23 protein-coding genes are annotated in these 21,611 nt (G+C 45.0%); 3 read left to right on the top strand and 20 right to left on the bottom strand.

Annotation, left to right across the window (positions count from 1 at the left end; genetic code table 11):
* Positions 1-146: 146 nt before the first annotated feature.
* From ACXQIQ_RS14200 to ACXQIQ_RS14185, 4 genes are all read right to left on the bottom strand, one after another.
* Positions 147-719 (bottom strand): TIGR01440 family protein, encoded by a 573-nt coding sequence (locus ACXQIQ_RS14200; RefSeq protein ID WP_439301705.1) that lies wholly within the window; start codon positions 717-719, stop codon positions 147-149.
* Positions 720-767: 48 nt separating this feature from the next.
* Complete coding sequence (rpiB, locus tag ACXQIQ_RS14195) at positions 768-1,217, bottom strand: ribose 5-phosphate isomerase B (protein WP_439301706.1); 450 nt, start codon at positions 1,215-1,217, stop codon at positions 768-770.
* A 111-nt stretch (positions 1,218-1,328) separates the two neighbouring features.
* The gene (locus ACXQIQ_RS14190) at positions 1,329-1,922 is read right to left on the bottom strand and encodes a low molecular weight protein arginine phosphatase (protein ID WP_439301707.1); all 594 of its coding nucleotides are present in this window, start codon (positions 1,920-1,922) and stop codon (positions 1,329-1,331) included.
* 277 nt (positions 1,923-2,199) lie between these two features.
* On the bottom strand, positions 2,200-2,709 hold the full coding sequence (locus tag ACXQIQ_RS14185; RefSeq protein WP_439302019.1) for a manganese efflux pump MntP: 510 nt from the start codon (positions 2,707-2,709) through the stop codon (positions 2,200-2,202).
* Positions 2,710-2,934: 225 nt separating this feature from the next.
* On the opposite strand from ACXQIQ_RS14185, the gene ACXQIQ_RS14180 reads away from it, so the two are divergent.
* On the top strand, positions 2,935-5,136 hold the full coding sequence (locus ACXQIQ_RS14180) for a PAS domain S-box protein (protein ID WP_439301708.1): 2,202 nt from the start codon (positions 2,935-2,937) through the stop codon (positions 5,134-5,136).
* Positions 5,137-5,156: 20 nt separating this feature from the next.
* On the opposite strand, the gene ACXQIQ_RS14175 is transcribed toward ACXQIQ_RS14180, so the two are convergent.
* From ACXQIQ_RS14175 to ACXQIQ_RS14150, 6 genes are all read right to left on the bottom strand, one after another.
* Positions 5,157-6,209 carry an L-threonylcarbamoyladenylate synthase gene (locus tag ACXQIQ_RS14175; RefSeq protein ID WP_439302020.1) on the bottom strand — a complete coding sequence of 351 codons (1,053 nt, stop codon included), beginning with the start codon at positions 6,207-6,209 and terminating at the stop codon, positions 5,157-5,159.
* 101 nt (positions 6,210-6,310) lie between these two features.
* On the bottom strand, positions 6,311-6,754 hold the full coding sequence (locus ACXQIQ_RS14170) for a GNAT family N-acetyltransferase (protein ID WP_439301709.1): 444 nt from the start codon (positions 6,752-6,754) through the stop codon (positions 6,311-6,313).
* Between the two features lie 476 nt (positions 6,755-7,230).
* Positions 7,231-7,878, bottom strand: a complete 648-nt coding sequence (spoIIR, locus tag ACXQIQ_RS14165) for a stage II sporulation protein R (RefSeq protein ID WP_439301710.1) — start codon at positions 7,876-7,878, stop codon at positions 7,231-7,233.
* A 131-nt stretch (positions 7,879-8,009) separates the two neighbouring features.
* Positions 8,010-8,870, bottom strand: coding sequence for a peptide chain release factor N(5)-glutamine methyltransferase (gene prmC / locus ACXQIQ_RS14160; RefSeq protein WP_439302021.1), 861 nt, complete (start codon positions 8,868-8,870; stop codon positions 8,010-8,012).
* Between the two features lie 8 nt (positions 8,871-8,878).
* Positions 8,879-9,949, bottom strand: a complete 1,071-nt coding sequence (gene prfA, locus ACXQIQ_RS14155) for a peptide chain release factor 1 (protein WP_439301711.1) — start codon at positions 9,947-9,949, stop codon at positions 8,879-8,881.
* Between the two features lie 386 nt (positions 9,950-10,335).
* Positions 10,336-10,665: a hypothetical protein gene (locus tag ACXQIQ_RS14150; RefSeq protein WP_226547482.1), complete on the bottom strand. Its 330-nt coding sequence runs from the start codon at positions 10,663-10,665 to the stop codon at positions 10,336-10,338.
* Positions 10,666-10,793: 128 nt separating this feature from the next.
* Here ACXQIQ_RS14150 and ACXQIQ_RS14145 point away from each other — a divergent pair, with 128 nt between their 5' ends.
* On the top strand, positions 10,794-12,128 hold the full coding sequence (locus ACXQIQ_RS14145; RefSeq protein ID WP_439301712.1) for a CoA-disulfide reductase: 1,335 nt from the start codon (positions 10,794-10,796) through the stop codon (positions 12,126-12,128).
* 58 nt (positions 12,129-12,186) lie between these two features.
* Here ACXQIQ_RS14145 and ACXQIQ_RS14140 read toward each other — a convergent pair whose 3' ends face one another.
* From ACXQIQ_RS14140 to ACXQIQ_RS14095, 10 genes are all read right to left on the bottom strand, one after another.
* Positions 12,187-12,654 carry a hypothetical protein gene (locus ACXQIQ_RS14140; RefSeq protein WP_439301713.1) on the bottom strand — a complete coding sequence of 156 codons (468 nt, stop codon included), beginning with the start codon at positions 12,652-12,654 and terminating at the stop codon, positions 12,187-12,189.
* Positions 12,655-12,856: 202 nt separating this feature from the next.
* On the bottom strand, positions 12,857-13,471 hold the full coding sequence (locus ACXQIQ_RS14135) for a thymidine kinase (RefSeq protein ID WP_439301714.1): 615 nt from the start codon (positions 13,469-13,471) through the stop codon (positions 12,857-12,859).
* A 287-nt stretch (positions 13,472-13,758) separates the two neighbouring features.
* On the bottom strand, positions 13,759-13,959 hold the full coding sequence (gene rpmE / locus ACXQIQ_RS14130) for a 50S ribosomal protein L31 (protein WP_226547486.1): 201 nt from the start codon (positions 13,957-13,959) through the stop codon (positions 13,759-13,761).
* A gap of 93 nt (positions 13,960-14,052) precedes the next feature.
* Positions 14,053-15,336 (bottom strand): transcription termination factor Rho, encoded by a 1,284-nt coding sequence (gene rho, locus ACXQIQ_RS14125; RefSeq protein WP_439301715.1) that lies wholly within the window; start codon positions 15,334-15,336, stop codon positions 14,053-14,055.
* 275 nt (positions 15,337-15,611) lie between these two features.
* Positions 15,612-15,758: a hypothetical protein gene (locus ACXQIQ_RS14120; protein WP_439301716.1), complete on the bottom strand. Its 147-nt coding sequence runs from the start codon at positions 15,756-15,758 to the stop codon at positions 15,612-15,614.
* A 212-nt stretch (positions 15,759-15,970) separates the two neighbouring features.
* The gene (gene glpX, locus ACXQIQ_RS14115) at positions 15,971-16,939 is read right to left on the bottom strand and encodes a class II fructose-bisphosphatase (protein WP_226547488.1); all 969 of its coding nucleotides are present in this window, start codon (positions 16,937-16,939) and stop codon (positions 15,971-15,973) included.
* Between the two features lie 63 nt (positions 16,940-17,002).
* A complete protein-coding gene (locus tag ACXQIQ_RS14110) occupies positions 17,003-18,289 on the bottom strand; it encodes a UDP-N-acetylglucosamine 1-carboxyvinyltransferase (RefSeq protein ID WP_439301717.1) in 1,287 nt (428 codons plus the stop codon).
* Positions 18,290-18,390: 101 nt separating this feature from the next.
* A complete protein-coding gene (fsa, locus tag ACXQIQ_RS14105; RefSeq protein WP_439301718.1) occupies positions 18,391-19,038 on the bottom strand; it encodes a fructose-6-phosphate aldolase in 648 nt (215 codons plus the stop codon).
* 178 nt (positions 19,039-19,216) lie between these two features.
* The gene (fba, locus tag ACXQIQ_RS14100) at positions 19,217-20,080 is read right to left on the bottom strand and encodes a class II fructose-1,6-bisphosphate aldolase (RefSeq protein WP_439301719.1); all 864 of its coding nucleotides are present in this window, start codon (positions 20,078-20,080) and stop codon (positions 19,217-19,219) included.
* A gap of 263 nt (positions 20,081-20,343) precedes the next feature.
* Positions 20,344-20,712 carry a response regulator gene (locus tag ACXQIQ_RS14095; protein ID WP_226547492.1) on the bottom strand — a complete coding sequence of 123 codons (369 nt, stop codon included), beginning with the start codon at positions 20,710-20,712 and terminating at the stop codon, positions 20,344-20,346.
* A gap of 169 nt (positions 20,713-20,881) precedes the next feature.
* On the opposite strand from ACXQIQ_RS14095, the gene ACXQIQ_RS14090 reads away from it, so the two are divergent.
* On the top strand, positions 20,882-21,403 hold the full coding sequence (locus tag ACXQIQ_RS14090) for a DUF2529 family protein (protein ID WP_439301720.1): 522 nt from the start codon (positions 20,882-20,884) through the stop codon (positions 21,401-21,403).
* The last annotated feature ends 208 nt before the right edge of the window (positions 21,404-21,611 follow it).

Genomic DNA, 21,611 nt, shown 5'->3' with positions numbered 1-21,611 from the left:
TTTTCGCTCCGTTAGGGATGAATAGCCTCTATTCATTACTATCAATCCAGTTTTCCTCTCTAATAGGGATGAATAACTCAATCGACCCCTCTTCCTACCAATATAAAAAGCCGATCCAGCACACTGGATCGGCCTCCTTATTGAAATCAACAGGATGTGAGTTCTTCTTTAGATGGATAGACCGCTCTTTCGCCGCCAATCAGCTTCGGTCGGGTCCGTGCAAGCGTGACGTGTGCATGCCCGATGGACTTCACCTTAGACCGCACCGGTACAGCAACATGTTTCAGGTGCATACCGATGAACGTATCCCCGATATCGATGCCAGCATCAGCAGTAATATGCTCAACGACGACCGGATCATTCAAGTGGTGATACGCATAAGTGGATAGCGCTCCACCAGCGGACCTTACCGGAATGACCGTGACGATCTCATAACCTCTTTGTTCAGCAGTTTCTCGCTCCATCACTAATGCGCGGTTTAAATGTTCACAACATTGAAAGGCAATTTGGACATTCGTTTTATTACGGAATTGAGTGATCCCTTCGAACAACTGAGACGCGACATCCATCGTACCGGACGTCCCGATCTCTTCACCTAAGACCTCACTCGTACTAGCTCCGATAACCAACAGATGGTTCGATGACAACGGTGTTGCTTGCTCCAGATCCTCCAAGGCTTCCACCACTTGAGGTTGAATCTGATGCAGTGTTTCGTCCATTCTACTCTTCCTTTCTCTATTCCCCTTAGTTTAAGGTAAAGCTGTGAATCACTCAGCGCCCATCGTTTCAACGTCTTTAATTTTGTTTACGCGTCGCTCGTGGCGTCCGCCTTCAAATTCCGTTTGAAGCCATACTTTCGCAATTTCTTTTGCAATGCCAGGTCCGACAATTCGTTCACCCATCGCTAGAACGTTTGAATCATTGTGAAGGCGTGTCACCTTAGCGCTGAACAGATCATGGACTAGTGCACAACGAACACCTTTTACCTTGTTCGCTGTAATGGACATGCCAATTCCTGTCCCACAAATCAAGATGCCACGATCTACTTCGCCGTTAGACACTTTCTCAGCGACTGGAAGGGCGTAGTCCGGATAGTCGACTGAATCTTCACAGTTGCAGCCAACGTCCTCATATTCAACACCCAACTCATCCATTACTTCTTTTATATCTTCTTTAATTTTGTAACCTGCATGGTCACTACCAATTGCTACTTTCATTGCATGAAGCCTCCAGTGATTTGATGTTTGTCTTCATTGTAAAGGGAACGTGAACAGACTTTCAACTGGTCTGATTCCCTATCCTTGTTATCGCAGGTTTCTCAGATTATTTCAACTATATTTTTCAGCCAACTTTTGTACGAGTTCGTCCAATTCCTCGTACGTTTGACAATATACGTCTTTCGAGCCACCGAATGGATCCGAAACATCCATAGAAGGCATGGTACGTTCGATTTTCTGAGCTTCTTTCATCTTGGTTTCCATTTCCCTCATGAGCGCCTGACGCTTGTGTTCATCACTGTTCCCAAGGTCGTACAGCTCCATTCGGATTTGGCCGATTTTGTCATAAATCTGCTCCAATTTGTCTAACGTTTCCTTCTCTGCTAATACATGCTCTTTTAATGTAAAAATGTGTCCAATCTTGGATGGGAATTGAGAAAGGATTGCCTGCTTATGTTGGCCAGTCATCGTCAGCACCAGGTCTGCCCATTCGACGAGCTCTGCTGTCAGTGGTTGTGACTGGTGATTGATTTCTATTCCTTGATCTTGTAAAACTTCGATCGACTGACGGCTCGCAGGACTTCCGTTCGAGGCAAAAATGCCTGCCGAGCGCACTTGGATGGAGTCGTCCGAGCGGTGGCGTAAGATCGCTTCCGCCATCGGGCTTCGGCATGTGTTTCCAGTGCATACGAATAAGATGTTCATGTAAAGCCTCCTAGTGGTAGCTTGTGAGTTTTGCTCTGTGTTTATTACTTTTTATTTTAATGGATGAGTGTTGGGCGGTTCAACTCTAAGAGCACTTCATGCCCTCCATACTTGGCCTCTAAAATAAGGAGCTTCAAGTCAACTTGGCTCCTTATTCTTCTCACCCAAGCTTATTTCCGCTCCGCGTCCATAACTTTTTTATGGAGGGCATTGAGGATTATTCATAGAAGGTCACTTTCCGCACTTTCTTTAAAGCCTTATATAAATATAACGCGTGTCACCACAGCAGCTTCAATCCAAAGGATAGGAGGATGCATCCGCCGAGGGCTTCTCCGTAGGATCCGAACCATTTTTGGGTTTTCCGTCCGATCAATAACCCGAGCCAGGTCAATCCCATACTGATGACGCCGAATAAGAAAATCGTCATGACGACTTTCGCACCAAAAATCCCAAGGCTCAAGCCGACTGAAAAGCTGTCCAAACTGACACTCAGCGCAAATAGCCAGACACCAAAGCCTCTAGGTGTGATGAAGGGCTCATCGTTCGAGCGTAAAGAGGAAACGATCATCTGGATGCCGAGTATGATCAACAGAACTCCGCCAATCAGTGTTGCGATGTTGCCGAAATGGACGGTCAGCTGCTTCCCTACAGTCATTCCGAGTAGGGGCATGACCATATGGAAAATGCCGATCAGAATACCGATTTTCAAAATTTGCTTGAGCCTGAGGGTGATCATCCCCATCCCTAATCCCATTGAAAAAGCATCCATACCTAAAGCAAGCGCCATGATCGTCAGTGTAAGAAATTCCCCAACTACCGGTATACCCAAGATTGTCCTCCCCCTTTATCCCTAATTCAACGTATGCATGTCTACTTGGGATTAGACATTTCTTCCATTTCATAGGAAGAAATCTTCAGAGGACGAAGGAAATGAGCGTATAATCGGGAATGTATTACGGAGAGATCGATTTAATCAACTACCTAATTGAAATTAGCCGAGCGGAGGATCAGCATGCAGGAATTCAACGGAAATCGTACACATCTGAATAGAGCTATGTCTTCAACTCTTACATCAGCTGGACTCGGAGTGAAGAATCAAGTTCGGGACAGCTTGATGTTCCTCGTTGAAAAAGATGGAGATACCTTTCGTTTTCTCACATGCAAAGGTGTGCTTCTTCAAAAATTCGGTTTTGAAACGGATGATTTTACAGGGAAATGCATAGAAGATTGCTTACCTATGGAAGTCGCCATGCGCAGAGTCATTTCATATAACCGCGCTTGGGAAGGAGATGCGGTCACTTATGAAGATGAGGTGAACGGAATTCCTTATCTGGGATCCGTCTCCCCTGTCTGTGATGAGAATGGCAATGTTCTGCAATTGCAAGGTTTCTGCGTGGACATCAGCGAAAAGATAAAGGTAGAAAAGCAACTCGATAAACGCGAGAATTATTTCCACACTTTGATTGAGAACCATCCAGATGGCATTTTTACATTAAATAAAGATGGGGAGTTCGACTTCATCAATTCTGTGACGAGCCTGATTGGTGGCTACGAGGAAGATGAGCTTGCGGATCATCCGTTCATGCCCCTGATTGTCCCTGAAGAAAGAGACCGTGCTGCCGACTATTTTCAGCGGTCCTTGAATGGAGAAGTTTTAGACTTTGAGACGGTCATCATGCATAAGAAAGGTCATCGACTCTACATACACGTTACGACCATTCCGATCCTCATCGAGAATGAGGTTCATATCATATACGGTATCGTGAAGGATATTACGGAACAAAAGAGAAATGAGCGTGAGGTCCATTTTCTGAAAGACCGGATTTCCTCCATGATTGAACACTCTGCGGATTCCATTGCAATCTTCGACCGAAACAATCGCTTGATCCGAGCAAACCCGGCGTTCGAGCATTTTTTCGGCTGGAAAGAAGATGAACTGATTGAGAAATCCATCCCTTACGTCCCAGAGGAAAGTAAGGACCACTATCTAGAAACGGTTCAACAGGTTCTAGAAGGGAAAAAATTCACAGGCATCGAGACGACGCGAATCAAAAAGGACGGCTCGCGATTTTATGTAAGTGTGTCCTTATCACCGCTAGAAGACGAAAACGGAAACATCATCGGATACTCCGCCATCACGAGGGATATCCATACCCAGCGGATTGCGCAGGATGAGCTCCGGAACAAGAACGAACAATACAAAATCATAACCGAGCACACGATGGACTTGATCAACGTGTTCGATCCGGATGGACAAATCAAATACTCTTCTCCCTCCCATCAATCGATTTTGGGGTATCAAAAAGGAGAATTCACTCAAACTCAATGGACCCAGCTCGTCCATCCAGAAGACCTACCAGATTTGTTGGAAGCGATTGAACAATTGAAGCAGACGAAGGAATCTTTGAAAATGGAAATTCGCTTGAGAAAAGCGGGCGGAGATTATATCATTCTAGAAAGTTATGGGACAGCGGTCGTCAATTGTCAAAGTGAACTGGATTCCATCGTGACGATCTCAAGGGACATTACAGAACGGAAGCAAACTGAGGATTTTCTCAGAAAGTCTGAAAAACTCGCAGTACTGGGGCAATTGGCAGCTGGAATCGCACATGAAATCCGAAACCCACTCACTTCCTTGAAAGGTTTCACCCATCTGCTGAAAGCGAACGCTCGGAGTGAGGAAAGCGAATACTATCAAATCATGCTTTCAGAGCTTGAAAGAATTAATACGATCGTCGGGGAATTCATGATGCTTGCGAAACCTCAGCCGAAAAATGTGAAAAAGAACGATGTAAGACGCATTCTACAGGAAGCTGCAGCACTTTTGGAAGCCCAGGCTAACTTGCACAATATCCAGTTCATCCTTGATTTTGATTCAGATTTAATTATAGATTGTGAAGCCGACCAGCTAAAGCAAGTGTTCATCAATCTGATGAAAAATGGTATGGAGGCGATGGAGGAGAAAGGCGGGTTACTCTTTATCAAAGCGGAACGGCACGAAAACATCGTTACGATTTCGTTTACCGATGAAGGATGTGGAATACCGCAGGATCAAATTCCTAGTATCGGTGAGCCGTTCTTCACTACAAAAGAAAGAGGAACCGGACTCGGCATGATGATTTGCAACAAGATTGTAGAGAATCATAATGGAACGATTGAAATCGAGAGTGAAGTTGGAGAAGGCACAACCGTGAAATTGTCTTTCCAAGTGTAAAAAAACGGGGCTGACGTTAGTCAGTCCCGTTCCTTATGTTCAGAAATCACTTGATTTCCCGCTGCCTTCAACAGCCGGTTCATGAGCGCTTCCCCTAGCCCGTCAATCGGGTACATTTCAGCTAAAATGACATCCACTTCCGTCTCATCGAATGCTCTTAGCTGATCATAAAGCCTTTGCGCTATACCTTCGACTCGGGTCGAGGTTCCCAATGTTTTCAACACATCTGTGGATAAATGCGAAGCAAGTTCGTCACTCACAAGAATTCCGACTCTCTTCCCTTCACTTCTGAATCGATCAATGACGGATTGGAAAAAGTCGTTGGAACCTTCAATTAGGAAGAGAGGCGCATCCGGTGCGTAGTGGGTGTACTTCATCCCTGGAGATTTCGGCACTTGTTCTTTTTCAAAAAGCGCATGATCCCATGAGACGTTTTCCACAACCGATTCAAGCTGAGCTTTCGTGATGCCGCCTGGCCGAAGAATCGTAACTTGGTCGTCCGTCACTTCGACGACGGTCGACTCCAACCCAACACCAGTAGTCCCTGCATCAATGATTCCTTTGATTCTACCATTCAGGTCTTTGTCCACATGGTCACCCTTTGTCGGGCTCGGTTTTCCAGACCGGTTCGCACTTGGCGCGGCAATCGGTACCCCAGCCGCTTCAATCAAGGCAAGGGCAACAGGATGGTCGGGCATCCGCACCCCTACGCTCTCAAGTCCAGCAGTCGTTCTCTCTGCAATACTTTTGTTTTTCGGTAAAATGATCGTCAAAGGACCTGGCCAGAACGCATCCATCAGTCGTTCTGCCGTATGCGACCAGGAAGAAGCCGCTTGCTTCAACTGGTCTTGATTTGCTATATGGACAATCAGTGGATTATCGCTCGGACGTCCTTTCGCTTCGAAAATCTTTTCAATCGCTTCGTTGGAGCAAGCGTTCGCCCCCAGTCCGTAAACCGTTTCTGTAGGGAACGCGATGACCTCGCCTTCCCTCATCCACATTGCAGCCTCCTGTATCGAAGGATGCTCACGTAAGTTATCCACATTTTCCACATTCCATCTCGATGTTATCAACTGTTCCATGTGGGTAAGTACTCCTTTAAAGTGTATATTATTCAGGTCTTTCCACACCTTACCCACAACTATTCCGGATTTGTGGATAGTGCTGTGGATAACTATGTGGATGGTATCAATTGTCGTTTCATTATCGCGATTTGATCCCGGTCATATTGCTTCAAATGTGGACTGTTCAACAAGTCATCCGGAACCTTATCATACGGAATTTCTGTGAATCCTAGCGCATAAAAAATCGAGGTCACTCTCGTTAACAAATACACTGTTTCAATGCCTTTGTAATCGGCAAGCCGAATGACGGCTTTCAATAATTGCAGTAATAATTCCTCTGATGAATACTCTTTATCCAATACGAGTGATCGAATGAGTCCATCGGTTCCGAATCGCTCCAGTCCTACCGTTCCAGCCATTTTCTTTTTGTCCGTTTCCAGGATGATGAATGTCTGTATGCAATTTTCAATGCCTTCACTTGAAAGACCGGCCTGTGCTACAAATTGTTTAATAGATGGGGTATCGTTCGTCTCAGCAGGTCGAAACGATAACATCTCACCCTCTCCCTTCTAGCAATTCTACTCTATTCTATGAATGGAAAGAAGAGATTATCCCACTTTATTTTTACTAGAAGGCTTTGTTGCTTTTGAAGGTCGTTGATTTCCACTACGGACAGTCGCTTTCCGCGGGCAACGCTTCAGCTTCCTCGGAAGTAAAACCGCTTCCTGCGGGATCTTCAGCCGTTGCTTTTCCCGCAGGAGTCGACTGTCCTACACTCCAATCAAAAGGACCTAGCGAAGGGAATACACGTAGACTCCTGCGGGAAAGCGAAGACGCTGAGACCCTACAGTGAGCGTACTTTGCGAGCGAGGAGGCTTAGCGCGAGCCCGCGGAAAGCGTAGTGTATTTCCGAAGCGGTAGAATATCTCGTAGTTTAAACCAACTGCCAGGGTTAAAGAGCAACAAAGTTTGCGAAAACAACCCTATTTTAAACTGCAACTCCTACCCTAATGAAATAAGGAATCTATCATTAAGCAAATAGATTCCCTAGCCCGCCAACTATTTTATCGAAAAGCTCGAAAACGAAAAATTTCACTTCCGGTTCTTCCGCCTGTTCCTGAACGGCTTCAGCAACAGCTTGCTCACTACCTTCTTGTTCCGGTTGGACAGCATCTCCGTTGTCAAAATCAAGGAAGCATAGCGGTGGGAACAATACACACCACCAATTTGCACCTGTTCCTTCTCCAATTGAAATCAACACTGCTTCATATTCCCCTGCTGGATAGACAAGATCCCCATACATTTTCGTCGGAAAAGATACATTGCCGAAATCTACAGAAAACGCTTCTTGGATCCCTTTTTGAAGTAGTGCTTGTTGGACGATCTTTTTGATAGATGGAAGCTCTTGCTTGATGATCGTTCTCGCTTCATCAATGGATTCGATCCCCAATACCCAGTTCGTGATTTGTGCATTCACTTCGTCTCGGATGGAGCGCTTCACTTCTTGATCGGCTTTCGAATCGCTGTTCGCGAGGATTCTTAATCGGATCGACTCATCCGGAATCATTTCTTGCGGTACGTCATTGAAAGAGGCATTCGCCACTTTTATTTGAGTTTCATAGAATACGACCATAATCATTAAAGATAATAAGATAAGTACGATTGTCTTGCGTTTCATCTCTCACCCACACCCTTTCTGGTAAACAGTGTGGACGGTGGATGATCTTTTTATACTCGTAATCTAGTGAAATTTTTTGCTAGGTTGAGTGAATCGCGTCGTGCCTGGGAAAGTCGCAACAAGTTCTCTCATTATCTCGTCAAAGTCCCGATTACGATCCGCTCTTTTCCGTTGATGTCCTTCAGAACTTCTGACTGAATCTTCTCTCCAAAACGTTCTTTAAGCAGTGATGCGACTGTTTCCCCTTGGTCGTAACCGACTTCGAAAGCGACAAGCGCGCGGTCCGCTACGACTTCAGGAAGCTGATCTATGATCTGCTTGTAAAAAACGTAGCCATCTTCACCGCCGACGAGCGCACGGATCGGCTCATGATCCTTCACGACTTCATCGAGCGTCGCGATGTCCGCTTCCGGAATGTACGGTGGGTTTGAAACGACGATGTCAAACCGTTCTTCTGTTGCCAGGAACGGCTGCAGCAAATCTCCTTGCACCCAACGGACATCCGCTCCAAGCGCTTCACCGTTCTTGCGGGAAACTTTTAACGACTCTTCCGCAATATCGACGCCAGTCACCTTCATGTCCGGACGCTCGAGCTTTAGCGTAACCGCAATGATCCCACTCCCTGTTCCGATATCGACGACGTTGAGTGCTTTTGATTCGGTAAAAAAGTGCTTTAAGCGTTCGAGTACAGCGAGGACAAGTTCTTCCGTCTCTGGTCTCGGGATGAGCACCTCAGGATTTACTGTGAACGGTCTACCGTAGAACTCTTCCGTCTTGGTGATGTACTGGATCGGCTCTCCATCTCCATGCTGATGAACGAATTCCGTAAACTGTTTCTGTTCCACTTCGGACAACTCGCGTTCGAAAGCAGCCAACAATTCACCACGTCTCATTCTGAGGACATGTCCGAGCAACAACTCGCCTGCGTTCGGCTCCCTATTCTTTTCTTTTAAAAAAGAAGAAGCCCAACGGAGGGCTTCAATCACATTCATCTGTTTCATTATGCTTCCGCCTGTTTCATCGCGTTTGTTTGTTCTTCCAAGATCAGCGCTTCGATGAATTCTTCCACTTTACCTTGTAGGATCTGATCCAGCTTTTGGATCGTCAGACCGATACGGTGGTCGGTCACACGGTTTTGCGGGAAGTTGTACGTACGGATCCGCTCAGAACGGTCTCCTGTTCCGACCGCAGACTTACGGTTCGCCGCGTACTCATCCATCGCTTCCTGCTGGAACTTATCATAAATACGTGCACGCAATACTTTCATCGCTTTTTCTTTGTTCTTGATCTGGGACTTTTCATCCTGACAGGAAACGACGATTCCAGTCGGTTCATGCGTTAAACGGACTGCAGACATCGTCGTGTTGACCGACTGTCCACCAGGACCACTGGATGCGAACGTGTCGACACGGATATCTTTTTCATGGATATCAATTTCAACTTCTTCCGCTTCAGGTAAAACCGCAACCGTAGCTGTGGAAGTATGGATACGTCCACCAGATTCTGTCGTCGGAACACGTTGCACACGGTGAGCTCCATTTTCATACTTCAGTTTGGAGTAAGCACCTGCACCGTTCACCATGAAGATGATTTCCTTATAGCCACCAAGCTCCGTATAACTTGCTTCGATGATTTCTGATTTCCAGCCTTGCATTTCCGCATATCGGCTGTACATTTTATAAAGGTCCGCAGCAAACAACGCCGCTTCATCTCCACCAGCTGCCCCACGAATCTCGATGATAACGTTCTTGTCATCGTTCGGGTCTTTCGGTAAAAGAAGGACTTTCAGCTGTTGAGTCAGCTCTTCATGACGGTCTTTCAGCTCGGAAAGCTCCATTTTTACCATTTCACGCATTTCAGCATCGAGCTTTTCTTCGAGCATTTGCTCTGCTCCTTCAAGCTCTTCCGTTACCTCTTTATATTCACGATAGGCTGTAACAGTTTCTTCGAGATCCGACTGTTCCTTCGAATATTCTCTCAGCTTTTTCGAATCGCTGATGACTTCCGGGTCACTCAACAATTCATTCAACTTATTGTATCGATCTTCAATCGATTGTAAACGCTCTAGCACAACGGTTCACCATCCCAATGTGTTACTTTCATTCATAAATCCGAAAAGTTGCTTAACATTAACATTATAGTATACGTCTCATAGGTCGTCAAAGTACAGTTTCAGGAAGATAGAGTGGAAATGATTTCTTCGAAATTCACTCCCTTTCCGCGGGCGAACCGCAAGCCTCCTCGCTCACAGGTTGATCACAGACCACCCGTTCGCTGTGGGGTCTTGCCTGGCTCGCTGTTCCCGCAGGAGTGTCGTGAATTTCGTGTGAAATCATATCTAAAAACTAAGCCTCGCTAGGAGGGAGATTTAGAACCTGAGATTTTTCGGTAGCAGTCTTCGCATTAAAAACGGTTCATCTTCTATGTAGTCGGGAATGGAAGTACGGGGAGCGTTCGTTATATTTTTGCGTTATGTTTGATTCGTTCGTAGTCCGTCCGGCATTGGTTCATTCGAATGGCGGAAGTCAACGAATCGATGACGACCTTCTCATCAGTAATGATACTGAAGACGTATGGTGACGTCGCAAAGTGACCGAAAAAGTGCGTACAGCCTTCAAATCGCTTGTTTTCCGGCGTCCAACTACTCGGTTGGTACGATACGATGAAGTTGCCCATCGTTTCATAAATGGGATCGAGTGGTTCCGATTTCAACCGTTTGATCAGTGCTGGTATGTTTTCAGGTTCTTGACCTCCCCAATCAGGTCCATTCGCATCGATGTATAGCATGTGTAAAAACCCCTTTCACAAAGTAAGATTCGATGAGTGGAAGGTATTCTTGAGTGTATAATGAAAGAAGATAAGAAGTGCCATACTAATAGACATCTAGTCCATATTAGAAAGGAGTCGTGATCGAGATGAAATATGTCATTATCGGTGGGGATGCTGCAGGAATGAGTGCGGCCATGCAAATCGTTCGGAACGACCCGGATGCAGAGGTCACCACCCTTGAAAAAGGAGATATCTATTCATACGGTCAATGCGGATTGCCTTACGTAATCAGCGGTCTAATTCCGGAAGCGGAAGATCTGATTGCGCGCGATGTCGAAACCTTCCGTGAAAAATACGGCATAAACGCGACGGTTTATCATGAAGTAAGAAGTGTGGATACCGAAACCAAGACGGTAAGCGGAAAAAACCTTGAAACGGATGAGGATTTTACATATGAGTACGATCGTTTGCTCGTTGCAACCGGGGTCCGACCGATTGTACCAGACTGGGATGGACGCGACCTGAACGGCATCCATACGTTGAAGACGATTCCGGATGCGAAAGCAATCATGGAAAGTCTCGACCATCAGGTGGAAAAAGTGACGGTCATCGGTGGTGGCTACATCGGGCTTGAAATGGCGGAAAGTTTCGCTGAACTCGGTAAAAAAGTAAGGCTGATCGAACGGAATGAGCAAGTTGCAAAAATTTTCGATGAAGATATGGCAAGCTATATTCATGAGGAAGCTGAAAAGCACGGGATTGAGCTGTGCTTCAGCGAACAAGTGGAAAGCTTTGAAGGAACGGATCGCGTCGAAACTGTGGTGACAGACCAGAACAAGTATGAATCTGATTTGGTGCTGATTGCGATTGGAGTTCAGCCGAATACGGACTTTTTGAAGAATACACCTGTGCATATGAATGAGAAAGGTGTCGTCATCGTTGACCCATACATGAAGACGAACGTAAAAGATGTGTATGCTGCAGGGGACTGCGCGACTCATTATCACCGTGTAAAAGAAACGAACGACCATATCCCACTGGGAACAACAGCGAACAAGCAAGGGCGAATCGCTGGGTTGAATATGATCGATCAACCGAAAGCGTTCCAGGGTATCGTCGGCACGTCTGTCATTAAATTCATGGACCTGACCCTCGGGCGGACAGGCCTTTCGGAACGTGAAGCACGAGCAATGAACCTCCCGTACGATACGATTCGAACGAAAGCGAAGGACATTGCTGGCTATTATCCAGGTGCTGAGAAATTGTATGTAAAGCTACTTTTCAACACGAAAAATCAGCGATTGCTCGGCGGCCAGTTTATCGGAAAAAACGGCGTAGATAAACGTGTAGATGTGATGGCGATGGCTCTGTTCCATAAAATGAGTCTGCATGACTTGGAGGATCTCGATTTGAGCTACGCACCGCCGTACAATGGTGTGTGGGATCCAATCCAACAAGCAGCAAGAAGAGCGAAAAAATAAAGAAATACTTTTTAGAAGAGGGGCTGACCACATGCTGTGGTCGGCCCCTTATTTACGCTTATTTATTGTCTAAGCGAACATGGATCCGATACCTTGGAACAGATAGTTGGACGGCGTCTTCAATTTCATTGCGCATGTCTTTCATCTGTTTTTTCGTGAAGTCCTTTGGAACATTCACATGAATATAGGCACGGTTTCCATTGATGGTCACGAACTGCGCTCTTCTACCCGTCGCATCCACTACAGCTTCACGAATCTTATCCTGATCATCACTGATCGTGAATCGCTTCGAATTGAGGTTTCGATAGCTGTTCGGGTTTTGATTCGCTTCATAGATGTAGCTTCGGTTCGGTTTCCGATTCGTCAAATGGTGGTTGACGATGCCGTGACCTACGAGAGGATTTTTGTCTTCTTTCGTTTCAAATGCAGAAGGCTCCCGCTCGGCAATCTCCTCGGTCGTTGGAGGTCGCATTGGTGAACAAGCAGTCATGAGCACAATTGCACTTAGAAATGCTGCTGTTTTCAAAATATACACCCCCGTATGCTTAGGATAACCACATACGAGATAGACTCCCATGACAGATTTTGGAGATGAAAAGTGATTTCAGTGCCAGGTACCGAAAAGGAAGTAAACGGTACCAAGGCTTCTCATTCGGTACCTGGCACCGTAGGGCTTTGTAATTAAAAAAGGAACCGCTCGATTTGCGGTTCCCCTTCGGCTATATGATTTAGAACGTTTGTGGTTGTTCTTTTGTTGTCATTTTGGGATGTTCGGGTACTTCATGGCAGTGCCTGCATCGAGGCTCGTACGATTCCGATGCGCCTACAAGGATGATCGGATCGTTATAGGATGCCGGTTTACCATCGATCAACCGTTGAGTACGACTTGCTGGGCTTCCGCAAACGAGGCACACTGCATGAAGCTTGGTCACACTTTCAGCCAACGCCATCAATTCAGGAACGACGCCGAACGGTTCTCCTCGGAAATCCTGGTCTAATCCTGCAACGATGACTCGCTTTCCACTGTTCGCGAGTTGTTGGATGACTTCTACGACTTCATCGTCAAAAAATTGCACTTCATCAATTGCAACGACTTCTGTATCAAAAGAAACGATATTTGAAATTTCCGTTGAATCCTTCACCGGTAGCGCCAAGACAGCAGTTCCGTTATGGGACACAACTTCCTCTTTACTGTACCGATCATCGAGTAATGGCTTGAAGACTTGTACCTTCTGCTTTCCGAACGTGGCACGGCGAACACGTCGAATCAACTCCTCTGATTTTCCCGAAAACATGCTGCCACAGATCAGCTCGACCCAACCATCTTTTTTCATTACGTACATGTCCGTATCTCCCTTCGCCACTCTAAATAAAACTGTTTTCATACCTTACGTATCCGATTTTTTCTCTATATGTATTCTTTGTCTATTGTAACAAAACATAAGTATAGGATTGGATGTTTTTTAGACGCTTTTCCGTTTAACAGAGTAAACTTGAGAAAAACGACAAATTTCCGTGAAAAAAGCAGATAATTCATTTCATCATCTGCTAACCCTTGCATTCCATGAGCTTTTAAGAAGTAAAAAACAGGCAAGAGGGCGATCCCCTGCCTGTTTTAAAAAATACCTTATTACTTAAGGTTGTATTTTTTCTTAAAGCGATCAACACGTCCACCAGCGTCAGCAAACTTCTGACGACCTGTGTAGAACGGATGACATTCAGAACAAATTTCAACGCGAATATCTTCTTTTACAGAACCTGTTTCAAATTCATTTCCACAAGCGCAAGATACTTTCGCTTTTTTGTAATCTGGATGGATTGCTTGTTTCATCCTATTCATCTCCTTCTGCCCTGAACCCTTAAGGAACAGAGTTATTTGCACACATGACGTAGTATATCAGGATTTCTTACAGATTTCAACAACCTATTTAACGGTCATCTTTTTCGATTGTCCACCGGAACGTTCTTTCTCGAACATATGGAAAAACTCTTCATTCGTCTTCGTTTTCTTGATCCGTCTCATGAAATGCTCAATGAAATCATACGAATCATCCATCGTCTTACGGATTGCCCATAAGTGCTCAAGATGCTCTTTTGCAATCAACATTTCTTCTTTTCTCGTTCCAGATCGACGAATATCGATCGCAGGGAAAATACGACGTTCTGCAAGCTTGCGGTCGAGGTGAAGTTCCATGTTACCCGTACCTTTGAACTCTTCATAAATGACGTCATCCATACGGGAGCCTGTTTCGACAAGAGCTGTCGCTAAAATCGTCAAGCTTCCACCGTCTTCAATGTTACGCGCAGCCCCGAAGAAACGCTTCGGCTTATGGAAGGCAGCTGGATCGATACCACCCGAGAGTGTTCGTCCACTCGGTGGGATGACAAGATTGTAAGCTCGCGCCAAACGAGTGATACTATCCATCAAGATGACAACATCTTTCTTGTGCTCGACGAGACGCATTGCACGCTCAAGTACAAGCTCAGCTACTTTGATATGGTTTTCAGGGACTTCGTCGAACGTCGAGCTGACCACATCACCTTCTACAGAACGCTCGATGTCGGTTACTTCCTCAGGTCGCTCATCAATCAACAGGACGATGAGCTCTGTGTCAGGATTGTTCGTTGTCACACTGTGAGCGATCTCTTTTAAAAGAGTTGTCTTACCCGCTTTTGGAGGTGCGACAATGAGACCACGCTGACCGAAACCGACGGGTGAAATCATATCCATGATTCTTGTCGACACATTCTGTGCGGATGTTTCAAGCGTCATCTTTTGCTCTGGATATAACGGAGTCAAAGCCGGGAAGTGGACACGTTCTTTTGCTGTATCCGGATCTTCGCCGTTTACTGCCGCTACATGCAGCAAACCGTAATAACGTTCATTTTCCTTTGGAGGACGAACTTTACCAGATACCTTGTCCCCATTTCGCAAATCAAAACGACGGATTTGGGAAGCGGAAATGTAGATATCTTCTGAGCTCGGAGAATAATTGATCGGACGTAAAAAGCCGAACCCTTCCGTAGGAATGATTTCTAAGATTCCTTCCATGAAAGAAAGATCTTCTTTTTCAGCCTGTGCCTTTAGGATCGCGAAGATCAATTCTCTTTTCGTCAGCTTGCTGTAGTATGAAATTTTCAGTTCTTTGGCTCTCTCATAGAGATCCTTGAGTTTCATATTTTCTAATTGTGATAAGTTAAAGGACATAGTACACCACTTTTCATGCATATTTAAATAAGTTCATATATAACTTTCAGCTCTTCAAATGTGTTCTTCAAGAATGGAACGTTGTTTTAGGGACATACCATGGAAGGAATGAAACGTTTATTAAGAAGTGTATTGTAAAAGAAGTTTATAGAATGAAGCAATAAACATAGTTATTCTTATTTTACCCAAAAATAGCATCAATAATCAAGAAATCACAATGCCGTTTTTCTCAAAACAGCATTGTGGCAACCTTTTGACGTTGATTTCTTCGAAATTTACTCCATCTCTTTCGTTGCTTCCGCAAAACTTTGTTGCTCTTGAATGTCGTTGATTTCCGCTCCAGGATGCTCGCTTTCCGCGGGGCGTGCGGTGAGCCCATTCGTCGCTTTGCGATCTAAGGAGTCTCCTTTCAAGGAAGCCATTTGTGCTCCTGCGTCTACAAGAAAGTCCTGTCGATGCAAGCTTCCTCGTCGCATGCCTTGCGAGCAGATTATTCAGGTAGTAGGCACGCTGGAGTCTCGCACCTTGCTCTCCAATCAACTTGCACAAGTTGATATTAAAATACCTTAAAAGCAACAATCTTTTAGAATAGAGCAATTTCTTTTGAAATCAACTGTAATTTATAAAGAAATAATTATGGCTTGATTACTAGATTTGGTTTCTTTTTCAGGCTGTGTTTTCCGTCGATGAATCGGACGGTTCCAGATTTCGCTCTCATTACGACGGATTGCGTTGTACCTGATGCGCCTTTGAACCGGACACCTTTCAACAACTCTCCATCTGTTACCCCTGTCGCAGCAAAGATGGCGTCATCACCCTTCACGATATCGTCCATCATCAGGACACGGTGAATGTCATCGATCCCCATCTCCTTGCAACGCGCTAATTCCTCATCATTTTGTGGTAAAAGCTTTCCTTGAAGCTCTCCACCGAGGCATTTCAAAGCAACCGCTGCGATGACGCCTTCAGGGGCTCCACCGCTTCCAAGGAGGATATCCACGCCTGTATCGTCAAATGCTGTATTGATAGCAGCTGCTACATCTCCATCCTGGATGAGCTTGATTCTAGCGCCCGCTTCTCGTACTTCATCAATGATTTTCTGATGACGTTCACGATTCAAAATAATCGCTACGACATCTTCAATATCCTTGTTCTTCGCGCGTGCCACCGCTTTCAAATTATCGGTGACTGATGCATTGATATCGATCATCCCTACCGCTTCAGGACCGACTGCAATCTTGTCCATATACATGTCTGGTGCATGAAGAAGATTGCCATGATCCGCAATGGCAAGAACGGCAAGTGCATTCCAAGTACCGTTCGCTACAATATTCGTACCTTCGAGAGGATCGACAGCTACATCAACTCGTGGACCGAAACCTGTTCCGAGCTTTTCTCCGATATAAAGCATCGGTGCCTCGTCCATTTCTCCCTCTCCAATTACGACAGTTCCTTTCATCGGAACGGTATCGAAAACATCACGCATTGCAGAAGTTGCGGCATCATCCGCTTCTTCCTTACGACCTCGGCCCATCCAACGTGCAGATGCCAAAGCAGCTGCCTCCGTCACACGGACTAGCTCCATGGATAAACTTCTCTCCATACCTTCTCCCCCTACAAAAACTTATTTAAAACAACACATCAATCTTAGACAAACTGAGTTTGTCTAAGACTGGTTAACTTCATTCAACTCTTCCACATCAAAATTCTCGCGCCAAACTTTTGCTCCTAACCCTTGCAGTTTATTGACGAGATTTTCATAGCCACGATCGATGTGTTCGATATTCGAGATTTCCGTAATGCCTTTTGCCATCAGACCGGCAACGACGAGTGAAGCACCCGCTCTCAGGTCTGTCGCCTTCACTTTTGCTCCTTCTAACGGAGTCGGGCCATTGATGATCGCAGAGCGGCCTTCTACTTTTACATTCGCACCCATACGTCTCAGTTCGTCGATATGCTTGAAACGTGAACTGTAGATCGTATCGGTCACGATGCTTGTACCTTCAGTGCTCGTCAGAAGAGCTGTGAAAGGCTGTTGCAAGTCCGTTGCAAATCCAGGGTATACAAGTGTTTTCACATCTACCCCGTTAAGCTCACGATCTCTTTTGACGAAAACGGAATCGTCGGACTCTTCAATATGAATCCCCATTTCACGGAGCTTCGCAATCAACGACTCCAAGTGAAGTGGGATGACGTTGTCAATTGTGACACCATTCCCCATAGCTGCTGCCAAAATCATGTACGTTCCAGCTTCTATACGATCTGGAATAATAGAATGACGACAGCCGTGTAAAGAATCGACGCCATCAATACGTATAACATCCGTACCTGCTCCTTTGATCTTCGCGCCCATGCTGGATAGCAATGTGGCTACATCAATGATTTCAGGTTCTTTCGCAGCGTTTTCAATGATCGTACGTCCTTTCGCACGAACCGCTGCCAACATGATGTTGATGGTTGCACCTACACTTACGACGTCGAGGTAGATTCTTGCGCCGACAAGTTCGTCTGCACGCAAATAAATCGCACCTTGTTCGTTCGTGACAGTCGCACCAAGTGCTTGGAAACCTTTTATATGTTGATCGATCGGCCGAGGACCAAGATTACAACCGCCCGGAAGACCGATAACTGCTTTTTTGAAACGACCGAGCATCGCACCCATCAAGTAATAGGACGCTCTCAACTTTTTCACTTTCCCATTCGGAAGTGGCATAGAGATCATTTTTTCCGGATTAACGGTGAGTGAGTTGTTCTCCAGGCTCGCTTCCCCACCGATATCTTCAAGCAAATCACGTAAAATACCTACATCCGAGATGTTTGGGAGATGGTCGATCGTCACGGTCGAATCAGCCAAAATCGCAGCAGGAATCAGCGCAACCGCACTGTTCTTCGCACCACTGATTTGAACCGTACCTTCTAAGGGATGTCCTCCCTCGATCATTAATTTCTCCATTGCTTTCTCCCTTCTTCGTATACAAATTCAAGAAGTCAAAACTCGTCTAACGTTATTGTAAGCAAAAATGGATAAATCATCCATTATTTTCCTGAGTTCTTTTAACCTTTTTGACTATTATTCCAGTCAGCCAGGAATTTTTCAATGCCCTGGTCTGTTAAAGGGTGACTCATGAGTTGGTTCAGTACTTTCGCTGGAATCGTCGCAATATCCGCACCACGAAGTGCTGCTTCTGTTACATGGATCGGATGACGGATAGATGCCGCAATGATCTCTGTTTCGATTCCGTGGACATTGAAAATCTCCGCAATTTCAGAAATCAACGGTAATCCATCCTGACCAATATCATCGAGTCTTCCTAGGAAAGGTGATACATATGTAGCACCTGCACGCGCTGCCAATAGCGCTTGGTTTGCCGAGAAGATCAACGTTACATTCGTTTTGATTCCTAATTCAGTAAAAGTCTTTACAGCTTTCAGTCCGTCCTTTGTCATAGGGACTTTAACGGTGATGTTAGGAGCGATGGCTGCAAGCTCTTTCCCTTCTTCCACCATTTCTTCATACTTCAAGCCAATGACTTCGGCACTAACAGATTCGGAAACGAATGAAGTGATTTCACGCAACCGATCATGGAAATCGACACCTTCTTTTGCAACCAATGAAGGGTTTGTCGTGACGCCTCCTAAAATTCCAAGCTCATGAGCTTCACGAATTTCGTCTACGTTCGCTGAATCAATAAAGAATTTCATGTGCAGTTTCACTCCTTATGTTTATAAAACGTTCGTTTGTATTTGTATATATTAGTGGGTTTTGACTTTGTAGTAGGGAGGGGAAATGACAACTTTGCTGAAAGTTATCCTGGCTTAATGGATAAGTGGAAAGGAAACCGAGTCTCGGTTTCCTTTACCAACTTGTATCAAATTAGACTTATGCTTGGTTTGAAGAACCGAATTCACGCATCTTGCCTTTGACTGTTTCCTTGATCGCTTCACGTGCAGGTCCCATGTATTTACGAGGATCATACAACTCAGGCTTCTCAGCAAGTACTTCACGAACAGCTTTTGATGCTGAAATTTGGCTTTCAGTGTTGACGTTGATTTTCGCGTGACCATAAGAGATCGCTTTTTTGACATCCTTTGTCGGAATTCCTGTACCACCATGAAGGACAAGCGGTACACCAGTCAATTCACTGATTTCTTTCATACGGTCGAACCCAAGGTTAGGCTCTCCTTTATATGGTCCGTGTACAGAACCTAGTGCTGGAGCGAAGCAGTCAACACCTGTTTCACGGATCAATTGATCGCACTCGGATGGAATCGCGTATGCTGCTTCTGCATCATCAACAATCACATCGTCTTCTTGTCCGCCGATACGTCCAAGTTCCGCTTCTACAGAAACTCCGACAGCATGTGCAACCTCTACCACTTTCTTCGTTAGAGCGATGTTCTCTTCAAGTGGGTAGTGGGATCCATCAATCATAACGGAAGTGAATCCAGCGTTGATTGCTTGGACACATTTTTCGAAACTAGAGCCGTGGTCAAGGTGAATGGCAACCGGTACTGTCACATTGTATTCTTCCATTAGTGATTCAACCAGGTTGACGACTGTTTTGAAGCCACCCATATAACGAGCTGCACCTTCAGATACTCCACAAATTAATGGAGATTTCTCTTCTTCAGCAGCTTGAAGAATCGCTTGAGTGAACTCAAGGTTATTCAAGTTATATTGACCAACTGCGTATCCTTCCGCCTTGGCTTTTTCGAGCATTTCCTTCATTGAAACTAAAGGCATTGACATTTTCCTCCTTGTGGGTAATTGACCCTTATTTATTCATGCTTACAGAGGGTGATTGCGAATCGATCGCCAATCAACCCCTGACAAGATTAACTTGGATTCATAAAAACAATTATAGCATATCAATTTTGACCGGAATCCGCAATCCGTACGAAAAAAGGTTGATCCAAATTCCCCAAGGTACAGCTCCTTTCCGATAATCGTAATGGAGCGGTTCTAAGGTTTTGAATCAACCCTATTCTGTGCGTTGTGTACAACAATTATGAGCGTATTGGTAGATTTTTCTTCACGACTTCCCGTATTTCATCGATATCAAAAGGTTTTGCAAAGTGAGTGATCGCACCCAACTCCATGGCTTCATGGATCATATCCAGCTCACCATAAGCAGTCATGATGATGACGCCGACATCTTTATCCACTTTTTTGACTCTGCGTAAAATCTCTAGCCCATCCATACCCGGGATTTTCATATCGAGAATCAGTAAATCTGGCTTTTCATTTTTTACAATGGATAATGCCTGGACTCCGTTTGCAGCTTGAAAGGTTTGATAGCCTTCCTTTTTGAAGATTTCATTCAACAAAATACGGATTCCATATTGGTCATCGACGATTAGAATTTTCCCTTTCATACCTATATCACACCCTAGCTTCCTTGTTGTTGTAATGCCCTTCTATATGATCTCTTTACATAATTCGCTGAATTTCTTCATTCTCCTTCTATATCGTCAAAATCTACCATTTGAATTCGGATTTTATGATTTTCAGTCGACACGTTATACTATTTGGGAGGTGATCGACATGTTGAAAATATTCACAACCCAATTATTCGGGGTGTTTCGTAATATACAAGAAACCGAAGAGGATCGAATTGAAGACTGCGCCCGTCTTCTAGCCCAATCCGTCATTGGTGATGGAACCATCTATGTAAAAGGTTTCGATGAACTCGAAGCCATTGCTACGGTCATCGTCAATAGTGAGGAAAGAATTCCTTCTGTTTCACCTTATCGGAACGATGTTGAGCTCAAGCCAGAAGACTGTTTGCTGGTATTTTCAAACAAAGCAAATGATGATCGAAGCTTGAAGGTACTTGAGGTTGCCCGTTCCGTTGGTGCTTCCACTGTATCCGTTGGTGCTGTCGAAAGCGGACAAGAAACGGCTATTGATGAATTTCACATTGATACGAAACTACTGAAAGGTCTGGTACCAGACGATGAAGGCCGCCGAGTTGGTTACCCGACTTTCATGTGCGCCCTTTATGCTTACTATGCACTTTATTTTACCGTCTCAGAAATGCTCGAAGAATATGATATTGAAGATTAAATTAGTCTTCATTCTACAGAAAAAGTTTAATTCTGTTAAATTTTTTATATTTTTTTAATATTTTAGCAGGTAAATTGTAAAAAGATGGAGAATCATTAGATTAAAGCGTGACAAAAGTCACCTTTTTCCGCAAATCCTCTACAGCCCATCTACAATATATCCCCCAAAACATTTCAGAGTCTACCTTCTCTCCCCTCAATCTCTGGAC

This window comes from Pseudalkalibacillus sp. Hm43 (assembly GCF_054170705.1).
Note: the sequence above shows the minus strand (reverse complement) of the source record. Positions and strands in the feature narration are given on the sequence as shown.

Coding starts and splice junctions, on each gene's coding strand:
- ACXQIQ_RS14200 (WP_439301705.1), bottom strand. CDS start 719: ATGGACGAAACACTGCATCAGATTCAACCTCAAGTGGTGGAAGCCTTG.
- rpiB (WP_439301706.1), bottom strand. CDS start 1,217: ATGAAAGTAGCAATTGGTAGTGACCATGCAGGTTACAAAATTAAAGAA.
- ACXQIQ_RS14190 (WP_439301707.1), bottom strand. CDS start 1,922: ATGAACATCTTATTCGTATGCACTGGAAACACATGCCGAAGCCCGATG.
- ACXQIQ_RS14185 (WP_439302019.1), bottom strand. CDS start 2,709: ATGGCGCTTGCTTTAGGTATGGATGCTTTTTCAATGGGATTAGGGATG.
- ACXQIQ_RS14180 (WP_439301708.1), top strand. CDS start 2,935: ATGCAGGAATTCAACGGAAATCGTACACATCTGAATAGAGCTATGTCT.
- ACXQIQ_RS14170 (WP_439301709.1), bottom strand. CDS start 6,754: ATGTTATCGTTTCGACCTGCTGAGACGAACGATACCCCATCTATTAAA.
- spoIIR (WP_439301710.1), bottom strand. CDS start 7,878: ATGAAACGCAAGACAATCGTACTTATCTTATTATCTTTAATGATTATG.
- prmC (WP_439302021.1), bottom strand. CDS start 8,870: ATGAATGTGATTGAAGCCCTCCGTTGGGCTTCTTCTTTTTTAAAAGAA.
- ACXQIQ_RS14150 (WP_226547482.1), bottom strand. CDS start 10,665: ATGCTATACATCGATGCGAATGGACCTGATTGGGGAGGTCAAGAACCT.
- ACXQIQ_RS14145 (WP_439301712.1), top strand. CDS start 10,794: ATGAAATATGTCATTATCGGTGGGGATGCTGCAGGAATGAGTGCGGCC.
- ACXQIQ_RS14135 (WP_439301714.1), bottom strand. CDS start 13,471: ATGTACGTAATGAAAAAAGATGGTTGGGTCGAGCTGATCTGTGGCAGC.
- rpmE (WP_226547486.1), bottom strand. CDS start 13,959: ATGAAACAAGCAATCCATCCAGATTACAAAAAAGCGAAAGTATCTTGC.
- rho (WP_439301715.1), bottom strand. CDS start 15,336: ATGTCCTTTAACTTATCACAATTAGAAAATATGAAACTCAAGGATCTC.
- ACXQIQ_RS14120 (WP_439301716.1), bottom strand. CDS start 15,758: ATGGCTTCCTTGAAAGGAGACTCCTTAGATCGCAAAGCGACGAATGGG.
- glpX (WP_226547488.1), bottom strand. CDS start 16,939: ATGGAGAGAAGTTTATCCATGGAGCTAGTCCGTGTGACGGAGGCAGCT.
- ACXQIQ_RS14110 (WP_439301717.1), bottom strand. CDS start 18,289: ATGGAGAAATTAATGATCGAGGGAGGACATCCCTTAGAAGGTACGGTT.
- fsa (WP_439301718.1), bottom strand. CDS start 19,038: ATGAAATTCTTTATTGATTCAGCGAACGTAGACGAAATTCGTGAAGCT.
- fba (WP_439301719.1), bottom strand. CDS start 20,080: ATGCCTTTAGTTTCAATGAAGGAAATGCTCGAAAAAGCCAAGGCGGAA.
- ACXQIQ_RS14095 (WP_226547492.1), bottom strand. CDS start 20,712: ATGAAAGGGAAAATTCTAATCGTCGATGACCAATATGGAATCCGTATT.
- ACXQIQ_RS14090 (WP_439301720.1), top strand. CDS start 20,882: ATGTTGAAAATATTCACAACCCAATTATTCGGGGTGTTTCGTAATATA.